At 56.4% G+C, this 16,667-nt stretch carries 13 protein-coding genes and 1 pseudogene; 4 read left to right on the forward strand and 10 right to left on the reverse strand.

What is annotated here, in order from left to right; translation table 11 throughout:
- Window positions 1-253: 253 nt before the first annotated feature.
- The gene (locus tag IG617_RS12910) at window positions 254-1,633 is read left to right on the forward strand and encodes an aminotransferase family protein (RefSeq protein WP_192109609.1); all 1,380 of its coding nucleotides are present in this window, start codon (window positions 254-256) and stop codon (window positions 1,631-1,633) included.
- 120 nt (window positions 1,634-1,753) lie between these two features.
- Window positions 1,754-3,229 (forward strand): MocR-like pyridoxine biosynthesis transcription factor PdxR, encoded by a 1,476-nt coding sequence (gene pdxR, locus IG617_RS12915; RefSeq protein WP_192109610.1) that lies wholly within the window; start codon window positions 1,754-1,756, stop codon window positions 3,227-3,229.
- Window positions 3,230-3,271: 42 nt separating this feature from the next.
- On the opposite strand, the gene IG617_RS12920 is transcribed toward pdxR, so the two are convergent.
- The 8 genes from IG617_RS12920 to hutI all read right to left on the reverse strand — a co-directional run bounded on the left by IG617_RS12920 (window position 3,272) and on the right by hutI (window position 11,648).
- On the reverse strand, window positions 3,272-4,072 hold the full coding sequence (locus IG617_RS12920) for an amino acid ABC transporter ATP-binding protein (RefSeq protein ID WP_209008439.1): 801 nt from the start codon (window positions 4,070-4,072) through the stop codon (window positions 3,272-3,274).
- Window positions 4,073-4,127: 55 nt separating this feature from the next.
- Window positions 4,128-4,787, reverse strand: a complete 660-nt coding sequence (locus IG617_RS12925) for an amino acid ABC transporter permease (RefSeq protein ID WP_192109611.1) — start codon at window positions 4,785-4,787, stop codon at window positions 4,128-4,130.
- Window positions 4,788-4,791: 4 nt separating this feature from the next.
- The gene (locus tag IG617_RS12930) at window positions 4,792-5,445 is read right to left on the reverse strand and encodes an amino acid ABC transporter permease (protein WP_254170531.1); all 654 of its coding nucleotides are present in this window, start codon (window positions 5,443-5,445) and stop codon (window positions 4,792-4,794) included.
- Window positions 5,446-5,527: 82 nt separating this feature from the next.
- Entirely contained in the window at window positions 5,528-6,346 is an 819-nt protein-coding gene (locus tag IG617_RS12935; protein ID WP_209008440.1) for a transporter substrate-binding domain-containing protein, read from the reverse strand.
- Window positions 6,347-6,393: 47 nt separating this feature from the next.
- On the reverse strand, window positions 6,394-8,079 hold the full coding sequence (gene hutU, locus IG617_RS12940) for a urocanate hydratase (RefSeq protein WP_192109613.1): 1,686 nt from the start codon (window positions 8,077-8,079) through the stop codon (window positions 6,394-6,396).
- Complete coding sequence (gene hutG / locus IG617_RS12945; RefSeq protein WP_192109614.1) at window positions 8,076-8,909, reverse strand: N-formylglutamate deformylase; 834 nt, start codon at window positions 8,907-8,909, stop codon at window positions 8,076-8,078. Before hutG ends, hutU begins: the two co-directional genes overlap by 4 nt.
- The gene (gene hutH, locus IG617_RS12950; RefSeq protein ID WP_192109615.1) at window positions 8,896-10,452 is read right to left on the reverse strand and encodes a histidine ammonia-lyase; all 1,557 of its coding nucleotides are present in this window, start codon (window positions 10,450-10,452) and stop codon (window positions 8,896-8,898) included. Before hutH ends, hutG begins: the two co-directional genes overlap by 14 nt.
- On the reverse strand, window positions 10,449-11,648 hold the full coding sequence (gene hutI, locus IG617_RS12955) for an imidazolonepropionase (protein WP_192109616.1): 1,200 nt from the start codon (window positions 11,646-11,648) through the stop codon (window positions 10,449-10,451). The genes hutH and hutI overlap by 4 nt, the downstream gene beginning before the upstream one ends.
- Window positions 11,649-11,733: 85 nt before the next feature.
- On the opposite strand from hutI, the gene IG617_RS12960 reads away from it, so the two are divergent.
- On the forward strand, window positions 11,734-13,119 hold the full coding sequence (locus tag IG617_RS12960) for a formimidoylglutamate deiminase (protein WP_338109971.1): 1,386 nt from the start codon (window positions 11,734-11,736) through the stop codon (window positions 13,117-13,119).
- A complete protein-coding gene (locus tag IG617_RS12965) occupies window positions 13,116-13,817 on the forward strand; it encodes a GntR family transcriptional regulator (protein ID WP_216859573.1) in 702 nt (233 codons plus the stop codon). The genes IG617_RS12960 and IG617_RS12965 overlap by 4 nt, the downstream gene beginning before the upstream one ends.
- A gap of 854 nt (window positions 13,818-14,671) precedes the next feature.
- Here the strand turns inward: IG617_RS12965 and IG617_RS12970 are convergent.
- Together IG617_RS12970 and IG617_RS12975 are read right to left on the reverse strand one after the other, a co-directional pair.
- The gene (locus IG617_RS12970) at window positions 14,672-15,955 is read right to left on the reverse strand and encodes a bifunctional AfsR/SARP family transcriptional regulator/alpha/beta hydrolase (RefSeq protein ID WP_254170532.1); all 1,284 of its coding nucleotides are present in this window, start codon (window positions 15,953-15,955) and stop codon (window positions 14,672-14,674) included.
- Window positions 15,956-16,495: 540 nt separating this feature from the next.
- Window positions 16,496-16,667 (reverse strand): annotated as a pseudogene (locus IG617_RS12975) (IS3 family transposase); the annotation flags it as partial.

Here is a 16,667-nt window from a genome sequence, read left to right on the forward strand (position 1 = left end):
AGGGCTCCCCCGTCAGCCAACCTCGCTCGAATTTTCGAGATCTGCCGGTCCGGTAGCTGGCGCCTTGATTGATGAAAGGCAGGTTTCGGCGGGCTTTCAATAGAAGTGGCAGGCTGGACATAAGAGTTGGCCTGATCTGGCCCTACTCGCGCTGAAAAATTGAGCAGAAAGTTTGGGCAACTGCACCGTGCTGAGCCAATTCAGCCTGGTTAACTCTTTTCCCGCGTAAAGCATGTCCCACGGAGCGATGCCCATGACCCACTCTGCCCCCATCAATGATTTGGACAATGTCATTCGCGCCGATCGTGATCATGTTTGGCATCATCTGACACAACACAAACCCTACGAGACCAAGGATCCACGGGTCATGGTCGAAGGCAAGGGCATGCGTTTGTGGGATGCCTCGGGACGTGAACATCTCGACGCAGTGTCGGGAGGTGTTTGGACGGTGAACGTCGGTTTCGGCCGTGAAAGCATCGGCAAAGCGATCAGCGATCAGGTTACCCGCCTCAATTTTTTCGCACAAAATGTCGGGTCAATTCCCGGCGCAATGTTTGCCGAGAAGCTCATCGAACGGATGCCAGGTCTGAGCCGGGTGTATTTCGTCAACTCGGGATCGGAGGCAAACGAAAAGGCATTCAAGATGGTTCGCCAGATCGCGCACAAGCGCTTTGGGGGCAAAAAGCACAAAATCCTTTTTCGCGAGCGGGACTACCATGGGTCGACTATTGCAACCATGTCCGCTGGCGGTCAGCCGGAGCGCAATGCGCAATACGGTCCCTACACGCCTGGTTTTGTCCAGGTACCTCACTGCCTCGAATACCGCGCACAATGGGATGTCGAAAACTATGGTGAGCGTGCAGCCGACGCGATTGAGGAAGTCATCCTGCGGGAAGGTGCTGACACCGTCGGAGCACTGTGCCTGGAGACAGTGACCGCAGGCGGCGGCGTCATTACACCGCCAAAAGGCTATTGGGAGCGCGTGCAGGAGATCTGCCGCAAGTATGACATTTTGCTCCATCTCGATGAAGTTGTCTGCGGCGTCGGCCGGACCGGCACCTGGTTTGGCTACCAGCAATATGGCATCCAGCCTGATCTGGTCACGATGGCCAAGGGTGTTGCTTCCGGTTATGCCGCGATCGCCTGTCTCGTGACGACGGAAGAGGTCTTCAACATGTTCAAGGATGATGCGAGCGACCCGATGAGCTTCTTCCGTGATATTTCCACCTATGGTGGCTGTACCGCAGGACCTGCAGCCGCCTTGGAAAACATGCGCATTATCGAGGATGAAGGTCTTCTGGCGAACACGGACGCCATGGGTGCTCGATTGATGGACAACCTCCATGCGCTCAAGGACAAGCACGCAGCCGTCGGTGACGTCCGCGGGCTCGGCTTGTTCTGCGGCGCTGAACTGGTCGCAGATCGTGTCAGCAAGACGCCTGCCGGGGAAGCCCAGGTTCAAGCCGTAATTGCCGACTGCATGGCGCAAGGCGTTATCATCGGCGCAACGGCGCGCGCCTTGCCGGGGCTCAACAATACGCTCTGCCTTGCTCCGGCGCTGATCGCTACCGCGGATGACATTGATGCGATCACCGATGCGATTGACGGAGCCCTGACGCGCGTGTTCGGCTAGAGCACACGCTCTGCAAGGAAGACCTGCTCAAGCACCGGCTGGTGCTTGACGTGAGAATATTGCGCCTGAAGTTCCTAAGGCATAGCGTAGGTTCATAGGTCCATTGCGTTAGGTCTGGGTTTGGCGATACCTCCTGAAATCTTTCTGCTGCCACAACGCAGCGATGCGACGCTGCAGCAGCAGATTCAGCAGATTGTTGCGGAGGCGATTGTCTCCCGGCATTGCGCAGCGGGCGAAAAGATGCCTTCGTCGCGGAAACTCGCCGATCACCTGGGCGTGTCGCGCATTACAATCACGCTGGCCTATGCGGAACTGGTCTCGAACGGTTATCTGATTTCGCGGGATCGTTCGGGCTATTTTGTGTCCGATACGGCGCCGACGCAGCCATGGTTCGCCGAAGCCGACACCTCTGCTCCGGCGGGTATCGACTGGGACAGCAAACTTGCCCGCCGCCCGCAATCGCGTGGCGACATTCTACGTCCCCCGAACTGGACCGACTACAGGTATCCCTTCATCTACGGGCAATCGGATCCCGACTTGTTCGACCATACCAATTGGCGGAACTGTTCCCTGCGTGCGGTCGGTCGAAAGGATTTCGACACGCTCACGCACGACCACTATCAGAACGATGACCCGATGCTCGTGGAATTTATCCTGCGCTATATTCTGCCGCGTCGTGGCATTCGCGCAAATCCGGATGAAATCCTGATCACGATGGGGGGGCAGAACGCGCTTTGGATGATCGCGCAGTTGCTGCTCTCCGAGGGACAAAAAGCCATCGTCGAAAATCCCTGCTTTCCAGGTCTGCGGAAAATCTTCGATCAGATGAGATACATCGCGGCGTCCATTGACGTCGACAATGATGGCTTGCCGCCAGATCGTATTCCGGCCGACGCCGATGTCGTGTTCACGACGCCCAGCCATCACGCGCCAACGAATGTGACAATGCCCCTCGAGCGGCGGCTTGAAATGCTGGAGAAGGCAAACCGCGATGATTTCGTCATCGTGGAAGATGATTATGAGTTCGAGATGTCGTTCTTGAGCGCGCCGGCGCCTGCGCTCAAATCGATGGATCAGATCGGGACGGTCATCTATCTCGGCTCGTTTTCGAAGTCCATATTTCCAGGGCTCCGTCTTGGATATGTCGTTGCCGCCAAGCCGCTTATCCAGGAAATGCGTGAGCTGAGAACGGTCGTTTTTCGGCATCCGCCCAGCCACATTCAAAGAACGACGGCCTATTTTCTGTCGCTTGGCCACTATGACAGCCAGATCAACCGCATGGCGCGCGTGTTCAGCAAAAGGCGCGCGATCATGGAGCATTGTATTCGGGAATTTGGCCTGACGCCGGATGTTCGGGACATGCACGGTGGCTCATCATTCTGGATGAAGGCACCAGAGGGCGTCGATACCACGAAGCTCGCAGTCGATCTGCGAAAGCAGAGTGTCCTGATAGAGCCAGGCAACGCATTCTATGCGCATCGTTCGCCCGACACGTCGCACTATCGTCTGGCCTATTCCTCGATCAACGCGAACCTAGTCCACGACGGCATCGCCTTGGTCGCAGAAGCCATTGCCAAAGCAACAAAGGCTCGCTGAGAATGCTGCGGCGGTAGCTTGTGGCGGGGTTGGGTGAGCCTGTCAGACCACGTTTCGCTCGCGGTAGGTCTTTAAAAATGCGTCGACGCGTGGATCATCCGGTGTGCGGGAAAAAATGTCTTGCGGCGGGACGCAGGTGACGAGCCGTCCCTTCTCCAAAAAGGCAACCCTGTCCGCAACATGGGCGGCAAAGCCCATCTCATGAGTGACAACCACCATTGTCATGCCGTCACTTGCCATTTCCTTCATGACCCCAAGAACTTCGCCGACCAATTCCGGGTCCAATGCGGACGTTGGCTCATCAAAGAGCATGACCTTGGGCTCCATCGCGATTGCTCGCGCGATGGCGACGCGCTGCTGCTGGCCGCCAGAGAGATTGGCTGGATGGCTTCTTTCCTTGTCGGACAGATTGACTTTGGCCAGGGCGACGCGCGCCTTGTCTTGCGCATCCGCTTTTGACATGCGTTTGACGTTGATCAGAGCTTCAGCCACGTTTTCAAGAGCAGTCAGGTGCGGCCAGAGATTGAATTGCTGGAAAACCATGCCGATGTTCTGGCGCTGCCGTCTCAAGGCTTCAGATTTCAGCGGCTTGCGCGGATTGTCAGTTGTTGATTTCCAACCAATTAGATCGCCCTCCAGACGAACTTCTCCACCATCATAGGCTTCCAAAAAATTGAGGCAGCGCAGAAGGGTGCTCTTGCCAGATCCGGATGGACCGATCAGACAGAGCACTTCAGAGCGATTGATATCGAGGGAGACGTCACGCAGTGCTTCGAAGGAATCGAAGTATTTGCTCAAGCCGCGCACCTTGATTATGGGCTCATGTGTTTGGTCTTGTGCCATGGGACTTTTCTCGCTCATCGGCTTGGGGCTGATCTCAAATTGGATATCGGCACAGCTAGGTTCTGCGCAGGTGACGGGTCACGCGCGTTTCCACGATTGCACCCAGCCTGCTGGTTCCTATGACCATCAGCCAGTAGAAAATCGAAAGAACCAGAAAGGGCTCCACGAAAGTGAATGTTTCTGATGCCATCGTCTGGGTCTCATAAAGAAGTTCGGGCACCGTCACGACAGAGAGAATTGCCGTTTCCTTGGTGAGGATAATGAAAAAGTTGGTGAGCGGTGCGGTGATCGGGACAAGCATTTGCGGCAAGACAATACGTGTGACAATGCGCGTTTCGCTCAGGCCGACACAGCGTGCAGCTTCTATCTGACCTTCGGGTATGGCGTTGAAACCGGACCTGAAGATTTCAGCGAAATAGGGGCTTCCATAGACGATAAAGCTGATGATGCCGGCTTGGACCGGCGAAAGCAGAATGCCAACACTGGGGCCGCCATAGTAGAGGATGAACAGCTGAATCATGAAGGGTGTGCCGCGGATGACTTCAACGTAGCCGAAAATGAACCACTTCAGCGGTGCGGGCCCAAAGCGATAGAGGCAGGCCAGAACAAATCCGAGCACCAACCCGCCAAGAGAGCCGACAATCCAGCACAGGATGGTGACCGCAAAACCTGAAAGAAGGGATGGGCCGTATCTGATGAAGAGATCGAGTTCCATGGGCTCAGACCACCTTCAATTTGTGCTCAGCCAGTCGGCCCAACAAGGACACAACCAGGTTGATCAGGAAATAGATCGCGGCGGCGGCAACATAGATTTCCAGCGGACGATAGGTTTCACCGGTGATGTTCTGGGAAATACGGGTCAATTCTCCGATGCCGACGACGGAAGCGAGGGAAGACACTTTCACCAGAAGGATCAATTCGTTGACCAGGGATGGCAGGCCAATGCGTATGGCCTGGGGAACCAGGATCCGTTTCCACAGCGAAAATGTTGGTATTCCGAGAGCGTGAGCGGCTTCGGTCTGTCCATGAGGGATGGTTTGCAAGGCACCGCGCAGGATTTCTGCCGTATAGGCAGCGGAACACATCCCGACGGCCAGAACTGCAGCAGCGATGGCCGGCAGGTCGAGGCCTATGTAAGGCAGCATATAATAGAAGACCAAGAGCTGAACCAGCAGCGGCACGCCTCTAAAGAAAGATATGTAAAGTGCTGCCAGGCCTGAAATGATCGGCTCTTTGGAGATCCGTGACGCGCAGACAAAGATGCCCAAGGCGAGGCTGATCGCCATTCCACCCAAAGAGATGAGAAGGGTCCAGCGCGCGGCAGCCAGCATGTATGGCAAATTATGCCAGATGACATCGAAAGAGAAATTCAAACCGGAGCTCCTGTCTTGCCGATCCTTGGACAGGGGAGGGGACGCGCACCCGGTGTCAAGCACCGGGTGCGCGAGTTCCAGGTTAGTTGACGACCGGCATGGTGGTCGGCAGATCCGGGTTGGAGCCGAGCCACTTTTCGTTGATCGCCTGAAGGCGGCCGTCCTCATGCATCTTGATGATGATCTTGTTGATCTCTGCGATCAGCGACGCACTGTCTTCGCCTCCCGGAGCGACCCAGCCGAAGAACTTGGGGTCGCCGAAGGGGGGCATGACCATTTCGAACAAGCCTGCACGCTGAACGGCAGCGTAACCCATCAGCGGAGCGGAATTGGCAACGGCCTGAATACGGCCGGCTGCGAGGTCAGCCAGTGCTTCGTCGATGTTGACGTACTCCCGGACGTCAGCCGGTGTGGTGAGGCTTTCGGAGAAGGCCTTGAGCTGTTCGAGCTGGGCAGAGCCCTTCTGTGAGCCAACGGCCTTGCCTGCGATATCTTCCGGCTTGGCGATGCTGTCGTCACCTGCCTTCTTGGCCAGGGCCACGGTCGCGTTGCCGATCGGCAGGGTGAAGTTGTAGCGCTTCATGCGTTCGGCGGTGATGGTCACCGGAGCGTTTACGAAGTCGAACTTGCCTGCTTCGAGGCCTGGTAGGATCGACTGCCACGGCAGATCCAGGAACTCGACTTCAACGCCCAGCTCCTTGGCAACCTCAGTGAAAAGGTCGTGGCATATCCCCTGATACTCGCCGTCCTTCAGAATATCGAACGGGGCATAATGCATTTCGGTGGCCGCCACGATCTTACCGCGTTCCTTGATATCAGACAGCATGTCTGCCTGCGCAGCGCCTGCGAGTCCGATGCTGAGGCCGACGGCGGCTGCAAATCCGAGTAGGTGCTTCTTCATTTGTTCACTCCTGTTGGTCATCGCTGTTTGTGGAAGGTTGGTGATTTTTATTGTTTTTGGATCCCAGGGAGGTTGAGACCTTGTTCCTCTGCACAGTCCAGTGCAATTTTGTAGCCAGCATCCGCATGGCGCATGACGCCGGTCGCCGGATCGTTCCAAAGAACCCTGCCGATGCGTTCATCGGCGGCTTCGGTCCCGTCACAGCAGATAACCATGCCGGAATGCTGGGAGTAGCCCATGCCGACACCACCGCCGTGATGAAGAGACACCCACGTCGCACCAGATGCTGTATTCAAAAGGGCATTGAGAAGCGGCCAATCCGAAACCGCATCCGACCCATCCATCATGGCTTCGGTTTCGCGGTTTGGTGAGGCAACCGAGCCGGAATCCAAATGATCCCGTCCGATCACGATTGGAGCCTTCAGCTCGCCGGAGCGGACCATCTCGTTGAACGCCAGCCCAAGCCGATGACGTTGGCCTAGGCCCACCCAGCAAATACGCGCAGGCAAGCCCTGGAAGGCGATGCGGTCGCGGGCCATGTCGAGCCAGTTGTGAAGATGAGGGTCATCTGGAATGATCTCCTTCACCTTGAGGTCGGTCTTGTAGATGTCCTCCGGATCTCCGGAGAGTGCGCACCAGCGGAATGGCCCGATCCCCTTGCAGAACAAGGGGCGGATGTAGGCAGGCACAAAGCCAGGAAAGGCGAATGCATCCTGGAGACCTTCATCCTTCGCGACTTGCCGGATGTTGTTGCCATAGTCCAGCGTTGGCACGCGGGCGTTCCAGAAAGCAACCATGGCTTCAACATGATCGCGCATGGAGGCGCGAGCCGCTTTTTCGACGGCCTTCGGATTACTCTCGCGCTTTTCACGCCATTCACCAACGGTCCAGCCTTTTGGAAGATAGCCGTTGATCGGGTCATGAGCGGAGGTCTGGTCCGTGACAATGTCCGGGCGTGGCCCGCCTGCATTCAGACGACGAACGAGTTCAGGGAAAATGTCCGCCGCATTGCCCAAAAGGCCAACGGACTTGGCTTCTCCCGCAGATGTCCAGCGGTCAATCATCTCGAGTGCTTCGTCGAGAGACGTTGCCTTCTCATCGACGTATCGGGTGCGCAGGCGAAAGTCGATGCGGGTTTCATCGCATTCGACGGCAAGACAGCAAGCGCCGGCCATCACAGCTGCCAGTGGTTGGGCGCCGCCCATGCCGCCAAGGCCGCCGGTCAGGATCCATTTTCCGGTCAGGTCGCCGTCATAGTGCTGGCGGCCGGCCTCTGCGAAAGTTTCATAGGTGCCTTGAACGATCCCCTGGGTACCAATGTAAATCCAGGAACCCGCAGTCATCTGGCCGTACATGGCCAGACCTTTCTTGTCGAGTTCGTTGAAATGGTCCCAATTGGCCCAATTCGGGACCAGGTTGGAATTGGCGATCAGCACGCGTGGAGCGTCCTTGTGGGTGCGGAACACTCCAACGGGCTTGCCTGACTGCACCAGAAGGGTTTCCGTCTCATCAAGCTCTTTCAGAACGGAGACAATGCGATCGAAATCCTCCCAAGTCCGGGCCGCGCGCCCAATCCCGCCGTAGACCACCAGTTCATGCGGATTTTCGGCAACATCGGGATGCAAGTTGTTCATCAGCATCCGCAAGGGAGCTTCCGTCAGCCAGGACTTGGCATTGAGTCCCGGTCCGGTGGGCGGGAAGACGTCACGAGCGTTGTGGCGACGATCGGTCATTTGTGTCTCCTCAGGGCGTTTTCTTGTCGCTTAGGGGCGAGTTCGCCGGCGATCGCATTAAGATCTTGCAGGATGAACTTGAGGTGCGGGCGCAGGCGGTCTGCCCGGTCCTGCGAATAGTTGAAGGGCGGCTTTTCAGCCTCGAGATAGGTTGATTGAGCGAGTTCCATCTGGATGGCGTGCACGCCTTCGGCCGGCCGGCCGTAGTGGCGAGTGGACCAGCCTCCCTTGAAGCGTCCGTTTAGGATGCTGGTATAGCTGTCCGCTCGCTGCGTGCGAGCCACGACGGCAGCTTCGATCTGCGGGGCGCAAGTGCTGCCGCCGTTGGTGCCGACATTGCAGTCGGGCAACGTTCCTTCAAACAGGAATGGGATGTTCGACCGGATGGAGTGGCAATCGTAGAGCACTGCAATGCCGTGGATGGCTTTGACGCGCGCGATCTCACCTGCGAGCGCCTTATGATACGCAGCGTGAAAGACGTCCTGCCGCCGGGCAATTTCGGCTTCATCGGGGGCTCTACCGTCAAGATAAATCGGCAGGCCGTCAAAGTCCGTCGTTGGACAAAGTGTCGTTGTGTTTTGACCCGGGTAGAGCGAAACGCCGGACGGATCGCGGTTGGCGTCGATGACGTACCGGTGAAAGGTCGCCGTCACGATCGAAACGTCCGGCACCAGACCCTTGTAAAGCTGATCTACATGCCAGTCGGTGTCTGCGAGCGCTTTTCCATTCTCATTAAACGTGTCCCAAACCTCTTGAGGCACGTGTGTTCCAGCGTGTGGTACGCCGAGAATGATCGGACTGTCGCCGGATACTACTTCAACCGCGTCCATGCGAAGGCTCCAGGGTAATTAAGGGCGCGGGCGCGATCTGGCCTATCAGCTCACGGCTGGCGAGCAGAAGAGCTGCGTGTTTCAGATCCGGTGCCAAGTAGCGATCTGCTTCCAGGGTAGGTATGGCATTGCGCAGTTCTGCGAGGATTTTTTGCAGTGGACCGCTCGTCTGGAGGGGCGCGCGGCACTCGACACCCAATGCGCCACACAGAAGTTCGACACCAAGAATGTTCGCCAGGTTTCCGGTCATCCGGGTCAGACGCCGGGCGCCATGAGCTGCCATGGAAACATGGTCTTCCTGGTTCGCCGAAGTCGGGGTGGAATCGGTTGAACAGGGGTTCGCAAGATGCTTGTTCTCGCTCATGAGGGCCGCGGTGGTGACCTCCGCGATCATCAGTCCGGAATTCAGGCCCGGATCCTTCGCGAGGAAAGGGGGAAGGTCGAATGAAAGGGTCGGGTCGACCATGAGTGCAACCCGCCGCTGCGCGATTGAGCCGATCTCCGCTATTGCCAATGCAATTTGGTCTGCCGCAAAAGCCACCGGTTCTGCATGGAAATTGCCGCCAGAAACAATCCGGCCGGCTTCTGTCAGCACCAGTGGGTTATCTGTCGCCGCGTTTGCCTCAATTTCGAGGGTTCCGGCCGCCATGCGCAAGAGGTCGAGGCAGGCACCGACCACCTGCGGCTGGCAGCGTATGCAATAGGGATCCTGAACGCGGGTATCGCCATCGCGATGGCTCTCGCGAATTTCGGACCCCTTCATAAGATCGCGCATAGCCGCTGCAACCTCGATCTGTCCCCGGTGTCCGCGAAGCGCATGGATTTCCGGCAAAAGGGGGGCAGTGGAGCCCATGATCGCATCGGTAGAAAGGCTTGCAGTGACAAGGCAGGCTTCCGTCAAGCGCCAGGCTTCGAACAAACCAATGAGGGCGAGGGCCGTCGAAAATTGTGTGCCATTGATCAGTCCCAGACCTTCTTTCGGACCCAACACGACAGGTGAAAGTCCTGCGCGAGATAGAGCTTCGCCTCCAGGCAGGCGCTCGCCGCCAAACTCGGCTTCACCCTCTCCAATCATGACCGCGGTCATGTGGGCTAGCGGTGCCAAGTCTCCCGATGCCCCGACAGACCCCTGGACCGGAACCACGGGCGTTACGCCTTTTTCCAGCATGGCCTCGATCAATTCCAGAACGCCGAAACGGACGCCGGATGCACCGCGGGCCAGAGACATCAGCTTGAGGACCATCATCAATCGGACGGCTGCTCGCTCAAGGTCTGCGCCAACGCCGCAGCAATGGGACAAAATGAGATTGCGCTGGAGAGTAGCGGTATCGCCTGGCGCGATCTTTACGCTGGCCAATTTGCCGAAGCCTGTGTTCACGCCATAGACCGCTTCGTTGCCGATGGCGGCTTGTTGAACCCGCTCTGCCGCTTGATCAATTGCAGCCTTGGACGCTCGGTCGACGGAAACGGCAAGTTCCAGCCGATATATCTTTTCCAGATCATTGAGCGTTACGGAGCCGGGAGTGAGCACGAGGTCGCTCATTGCAAGCCTCCGAAAATTCGAGTCGTAAGAGGGGTGAAGCCGATGCGGTATGAAAGCTCAGATGGGTGTTCCGCATCCCAAATCGCAATGTCTGCCCTCAGGCCTTCCTGCAGCTTTCCGCAGTCAGACAGTCCCAAGGCTTTGGCGGCTTCGCGGGTAACACCGGCCAGTGCTTCTTCAGGCGTCATCCGAAACAGTGTGCATGCCATGTTCATGGTCAGCAGAAGGCTGCTTAATGGTGAAGAGCCAGGGTTGCAGTCGGTTGCAAGTGCTATTGGCACAGCATGCCTTCTTAGGAGCTCTACGGGTGGCTGGCAGATTTCGCGCAGCGTGTAGAAAGCCCCTGGCAGGAGAACGGCGACCGTGCCAGACGCCTTCATTGCCTTCACACCATCTTCGTCGAGATATTCCAGATGGTCAGCGGACAGGGCTCCATGTTCGGCCGCCATTGCTGCGCCGTTCAAATTGGAGAGCTGTTCGGCATGGAGCTTGACCGGGAGGCCGAGGTTTTCAGCCTTCTGAAAAACCCGGGCGATCTGTTCCGTCGAAAAGGCGATGCCCTCGCAGAACCCATCTACGGCATCGACCAGACCTTCTGCATTGGCCTTTTCAAGCGCCGGCAGGCAAACTTCAGTCAGGTACCGGTCCTTGTCGTCCCCATAGTCTGCAGGAACGGCATGAGCTCCGAGAAAGGTCGTTCGGATCCGCACCGGACGCAGATGTCCGATCTTCCGGGCAACGCGCAGCATGCGAAGTTCGGTCTCAATGTCCAGGCCATAGCCGGACTTGATTTCGAGTGTTGCGACACCTTCAGCGAGCAAGGCGTCAACACGTCTCAAGGCTCCGGCCAACAGCTCATCGTGCGAAGCGCTGCGGGTCGCCGTCACAGTTGAGATTATGCCGCCGCCGGCTCTTGCGATCTCTTCATAAGAGGCGCCGTTCAGGCGCATCTCGAACTCTCTGGCGCGGTTCCCGCCAAAGACGATATGCGTATGGCAGTCGATCAAAGCGGGGGTCACGAGTGCGCCGCCGAGATCTGTCGTCGGTTGGCCCTTCAGTTCTGCCGGCAAGCCTTGCTCTGTGCCGCAGTATCGGATGATGCCGTCCTCGACAGCGATGACGCCCGATGGGATCAGCCCATAGGCCTGCTCGCCTGGTTGCAGGGTCGCCAAGGTGGCGTTTTGGAAAATTTCCATTGGCACAGGAACAAATCCGGCTTGATAAAATTGCGTTAAATGAGAATATGCATGCACATAATATCGTGTCAACAAGGATTCCCCCGTGACCCAGATTGTCCGAAAACAATACCTCGCAGCTCATGCGTTGACGCCGGAAGGTTGGCGGGAAAACGTGCTGATCGGCGTCGAGGACGGGCGAATTCGGTCTGTGGAAATGGGATGTGACAACGTCTCCGCGACGGCTGAGCGGGTTGGAATTTTGTTGCCGGCGCCTGCCAATCTGCACTCTCATTCCTTTCAGCGCGCGATGGCCGGAATGAGCGAACGCCGTGGTGTGGAAACGGTCGATAGCTTCTGGACCTGGCGCCAGATCATGTACAGGTTTCTGGATATTCTGACCCCGGAAGATATCGAAGCCATCACTGCCTTTGTGCAAATGGAAATGCTTGAAGCAGGCTATGCGTGCAATGTGGAGTTTCACTATGTCCATCACCAGCCTGACGGAACGCCCTATGACCGTCTGGCAGAATTGTCGGATCGGATTGCTGCAGCCAGTGCCACGACCGGTATTGGACTGACGCTTCTTCCGGTTCTCTACCGCCAAGGAGGCTGTGATGGCCGAGCTCTTGGGGCAGGACAAATCCGCTTTGGCAACGACTACGAACGATATGTGCGCTTGCATGAAGATGCTGGAGTGACACTGCGAGCCCTGACACAGGACTGCAGATTGGGAGTGGCACCGCATTCGCTTCGAGCCGTGCAGCCTAAGGATTTGGCCGCTTGTGTTGAACTTGCCGGAAAATCACCTTTGCACATGCATTTAGCGGAGCAGGTCAAGGAAGTGGAGGAGGTGGAAGCAGCCTATGGCCAACGGCCAGTTGAGTGGCTTTTGCATACCCATGACGTTCAGCAGAACTGGTGTCTCATTCATTGCACGCAAATGACCGCTGATGAAACAAGGGGATTGGCGCAGACAGGGGCTGTTGCAGGGCTTTGTCCGATAACAGAATCAAGCCTCGGAGATGGCATTTTCAATGGGGTGTCTTATCTGGCCGAGGGTGGGTGTATTGGGGTTGGGTCCGATTCAAATGTTCGTATCTCGCTTTCTGAAGAGTTGCGAACTCTGGAGTATTCTCAAAGGCTGCGAGACCGGTGCCGGGCCAGTGTGGCGACCCGTGAGAAATCGACCGGGCGTGTGCTATATGAAGCGGCTCTGGCCGGTGGAGCGCAGGCAGCTGGTCGGGATTCCGGTGCACTGGCGCCGGGCCGACTCGCAGATTTTCTGGCGCTTGACCAAAAGGCGCTCAGTCTTGAGGGATGTACTGGCGATGAGATCCTGGACACATGGATCTTTGCGTGTGACGACAGACTTGTAAGCGATGTTTGGTCTGCTGGCCGGCACCTGGTCAAGCAAGGTCGGCATGTCGAGGGTGAGGCGATACGGGGGCGGTATCGAAAGACGATACGGGGGTTGAGGGCCAAACTTTGAAAGCGCAAGAGCTGAACAGCTGGACGCAGATTCGAGAAGAATTGCTGCGCCGGATCAACGAACGGGTGTGGCATCCAGGGGATATCATTCCAGGAGAGGCGGATCTGGCTGAGGAATTCGGTTGTGCTCGCACCACTGTCAATCGGGCGCTGAGAGATTTGGCCGAAAGTGGTCTTGTCACCCGCCGCCGCAAAGCCGGGACGCGGGTTGCCATCAACCCGCCCCATAAGGCGACCCTGACGATCCCGATTATCCGGGAAGAAGTGGAGGGGCGTGGATCCATCTACAGCCAATCTCTCCTGAAACGTGACAAGCAGACCTTGCCGCCTCATCTGCATGCGGCTTTCCCGGTGTCTGCCGCGGACCGCCTTCTATATACAGAGACAGTCCATTTCGCCGATGACCGTCCCTTCATGTTTGAAGAGCGCTATACAAATCTTGAGGCTGTCCCGTCTTTCGAAGCGATCGCCTTTGATCTCATCACGCCAAACGAATGGCTGGTGCAAAACGCTCCCTACACCGCGGGCGACCTAACCTTCTATTCGGTCAACGCAGGCCAGCGTTTGGCGCGTCTCTATGAGGCTTTGGAAGAAACACCGCTTTTTGTCATGGAGCGAACAACCTTCAATGGAGATCTGCCGATCACCCATGTGCGCATGACTTACGGTCCAGGCTACCGACTTAGAACCCGTTTTTGAGATTGAACCTTGCGGGTGAAATGCTTTCGAATCTGGGAGCCGTTCATCCAATTCAGATCAGAGCTTAATGCGTCTATTGAGACGGAAAACGAAAGCTCGCGTATATTTAGAGCTTAGTCTCGAGCAGAATTTCGCCAATATCAAAGTGTCAAATCAAAGGGTGTTTGGCGCTCTACTGACAGCCGATGTCATTGAATGAAAACTAGCGCGATTTGCTAAGCGAATGATGATGCCGCCGAAGGACGCCTAGCGCCCACGCCAACCCATCGCGTTCAAGCCTAGGTATATAAAACCGCGCACATATCAAGTGTTGGCGCAGTCGCTAGGGCAAGATGCAACTATGAGAAATTCATTGGGAAATCTGGTGATGGGGGACAATCATTCTGCCGGCTTATTTTCGCAAATAAGCGATTGCTCTTAACGGACCTCTCCCCTTGATAGGCAATGCAGTGGCGCCTGGCAAAAACGAAGACCTGATCAGCTTGTCGCAGCTGGTTCCCTAAGAGTATCTGAAGTCAAATGGGGCTCGAATCTAAACTCTGATGGTCAGCAAGGTAGAACTTACGTCATTGTCAGATATCGTGTTTTTCTAAAAAATCGCGAATTTTCCGAGTGCAGAAATCAAGTGCTGGTTCCCCCTCGACCAAAATGTGGTTCCGGCTTTCAAGCGGTACAAACTCGGCGTTCTCAATACCGTCTGCTAACGCTTGGCCTTGCGCCAGGGGAATGCGTTGGTCCTGCTTCGCATGAAGGACAATCGTTGGCACTTTGACCTGCGGCAGCCGGTGCCTGACATCAATGTACCCGAAGGCTTCTTGGAACCGGGCAGCGTTTTCCGGAGAGGTGGTTCGGCGTTAGAATTCGTCAAACCACTCAAGACCTTCCGCGGATGCATCCGGCATGAAGGTGCTCGAGAATATGTGCCGGTAAGCTGGGTTCTCGGTTCCCCAACCGTGTCTGGTCAGCGTCAGCACGGCTTCTCGTGGAGCCTCTTCTTCCGGCGTTGCAGCGATACGCCATCCTGCAGCGTATCCACTGATCAAGATCAGTCCGCTTACGCGTTCCGGGTGGCGGGCAGCATACTCGATGGAGACAGCGCAGCCTTGCGAAATACCCAGGAGCGGAAAGCGCTCAAGTCCAAGGTGATTGGCGACAATTTCCAAGTCTTCTACAAATGCATCGAAGCTAATGTCAGCGACCTGCCAATCGGACAGACCGCAACCGCGCTCGTCATATCGAACAAATCTACGATCGCACGCAAGGTCCGCAAAGCACTGCCCCCAAATTGGACTGGCCCAGTCGAATTCGAGATGTGTCAACCAATTGGCAGCTTTCAAAATGGGAGGTCCAGACCCCAAACTTGCATGCGCGATCTTTGTTCCTGCGGTAACATTGCAAAACCCGATCTCCTGATTTTTCAACGCGTTTGATCTGGAGTAAGCGAGGCGATCCGCTGCACTGCAAGGTGGGCTTGATCTCCGCAAGATCATTTGACCGTCAGGATCGCTGCTGCACTTGCGAGCTGCCACGGGACAAGCATCCAGATCTGATAAACCGAATTTTTCTGCAGAAATCGGATCGATTGATCTCAACAACCTGTGCCATTTACGCACCGCGAGCGGTGGCGTATTCGGGTGCGCAAACAGCCTCATCAGCAGATCATCGCGTGTGGTGTCGGCGTCCGTACGCTCGGCGACAAGCCAGGCGTCGAAAGCGTCATCTCCAGCATTGTCCAGCCCGGCAAGGAAGCCGTCATCCAATTGCCTAACCATGGCTTCCAGCACACTGACAGGCAACTGCTCGTGCCCCGATTGCAGTTTTGACCGGATGTTCTGAATGTCAACATTGACCCCCCTAGGGTCGAAGAACACCCTTTCTCTGTCCGCCACAATATGATCATTGTTTGCGATCTTCAGAGCATTCCGCAATTTGCTCAGGGCCCATCTTAACGATGCTTTCGGATCGTCTGGTGCATCCCAGAACAGTTCGCACAAACGTTCGCGTCGGTGTGGACGGCCAGTGGCAACTAAAAACGCCAGCAACGCCCGGGCTTTTTTAGATGATGGCAACACTGCTTGGGTGCCTGCGACCGAAACGCTCATTTGTCCGAGCAAAGAGATTTCGATTTCTGGGTCCATGTGCGTACCCAACACTTCTTGGGCAACCGGATATAATTGGTTTCAACTCAAACTTCTGCCAGCGCTCCAATGATGGACACAGCGATAGATAATAACGGTGCGTTCGCTGCAGGCGGCAGTTCATGACGCAGACCGGCCGCGTGTGACCGTATGCGGCCTCTGTGTCCGCCAGCGACCGTTGAGAATTGAACCAGAGATGCAGCTGGCCAGTCCCCATAAAATGTTTGCTGCGCTGCGATGATACCACATTGTCATTCTACCCGGCGGTAAGGGGATGGCATTGCGCGCACTCTTCAAACTTCTTTTTTGTGCAGCAATACGGACGCCAACGCAGCTTCGAAAAATGCTAGTGCAATTTTTACGAGTTCATGCGTTTTGTAAACTTAAAGGTGGTATTTAAGCTACTGCCCGGCGGATTGTTGAGGACTTTCAGCTCTTTGATATTTGAATTGCCTAGGTCATTCTTTTTGAGTTTACGCTTTCGATCTACGGAGGAGGGGAGGGCTCCGGTTTGAAGCCGGGTGACCTGCCACTGAACTTTCATCCAGCTGCGACTTGAGCCCGATTGGTGCTTACGCCATTCGACGCAGGTAGAGCAATCGCCCGTCGCGCGGAGCTGTCAGATCGCGTAGCGGGTCGGGCGATTGCGGTGGTCAGGGTCCGGGCGTATTCGGCCGGGGTCTGATAGTCCAACGCCGAGTGTGGGCGTTGG

Origin of the sequence: Roseibium polysiphoniae (assembly GCF_014842925.1) — a bacterium.
GTDB lineage: Bacteria > Pseudomonadota > Alphaproteobacteria > Rhizobiales > Stappiaceae > Roseibium > Roseibium polysiphoniae.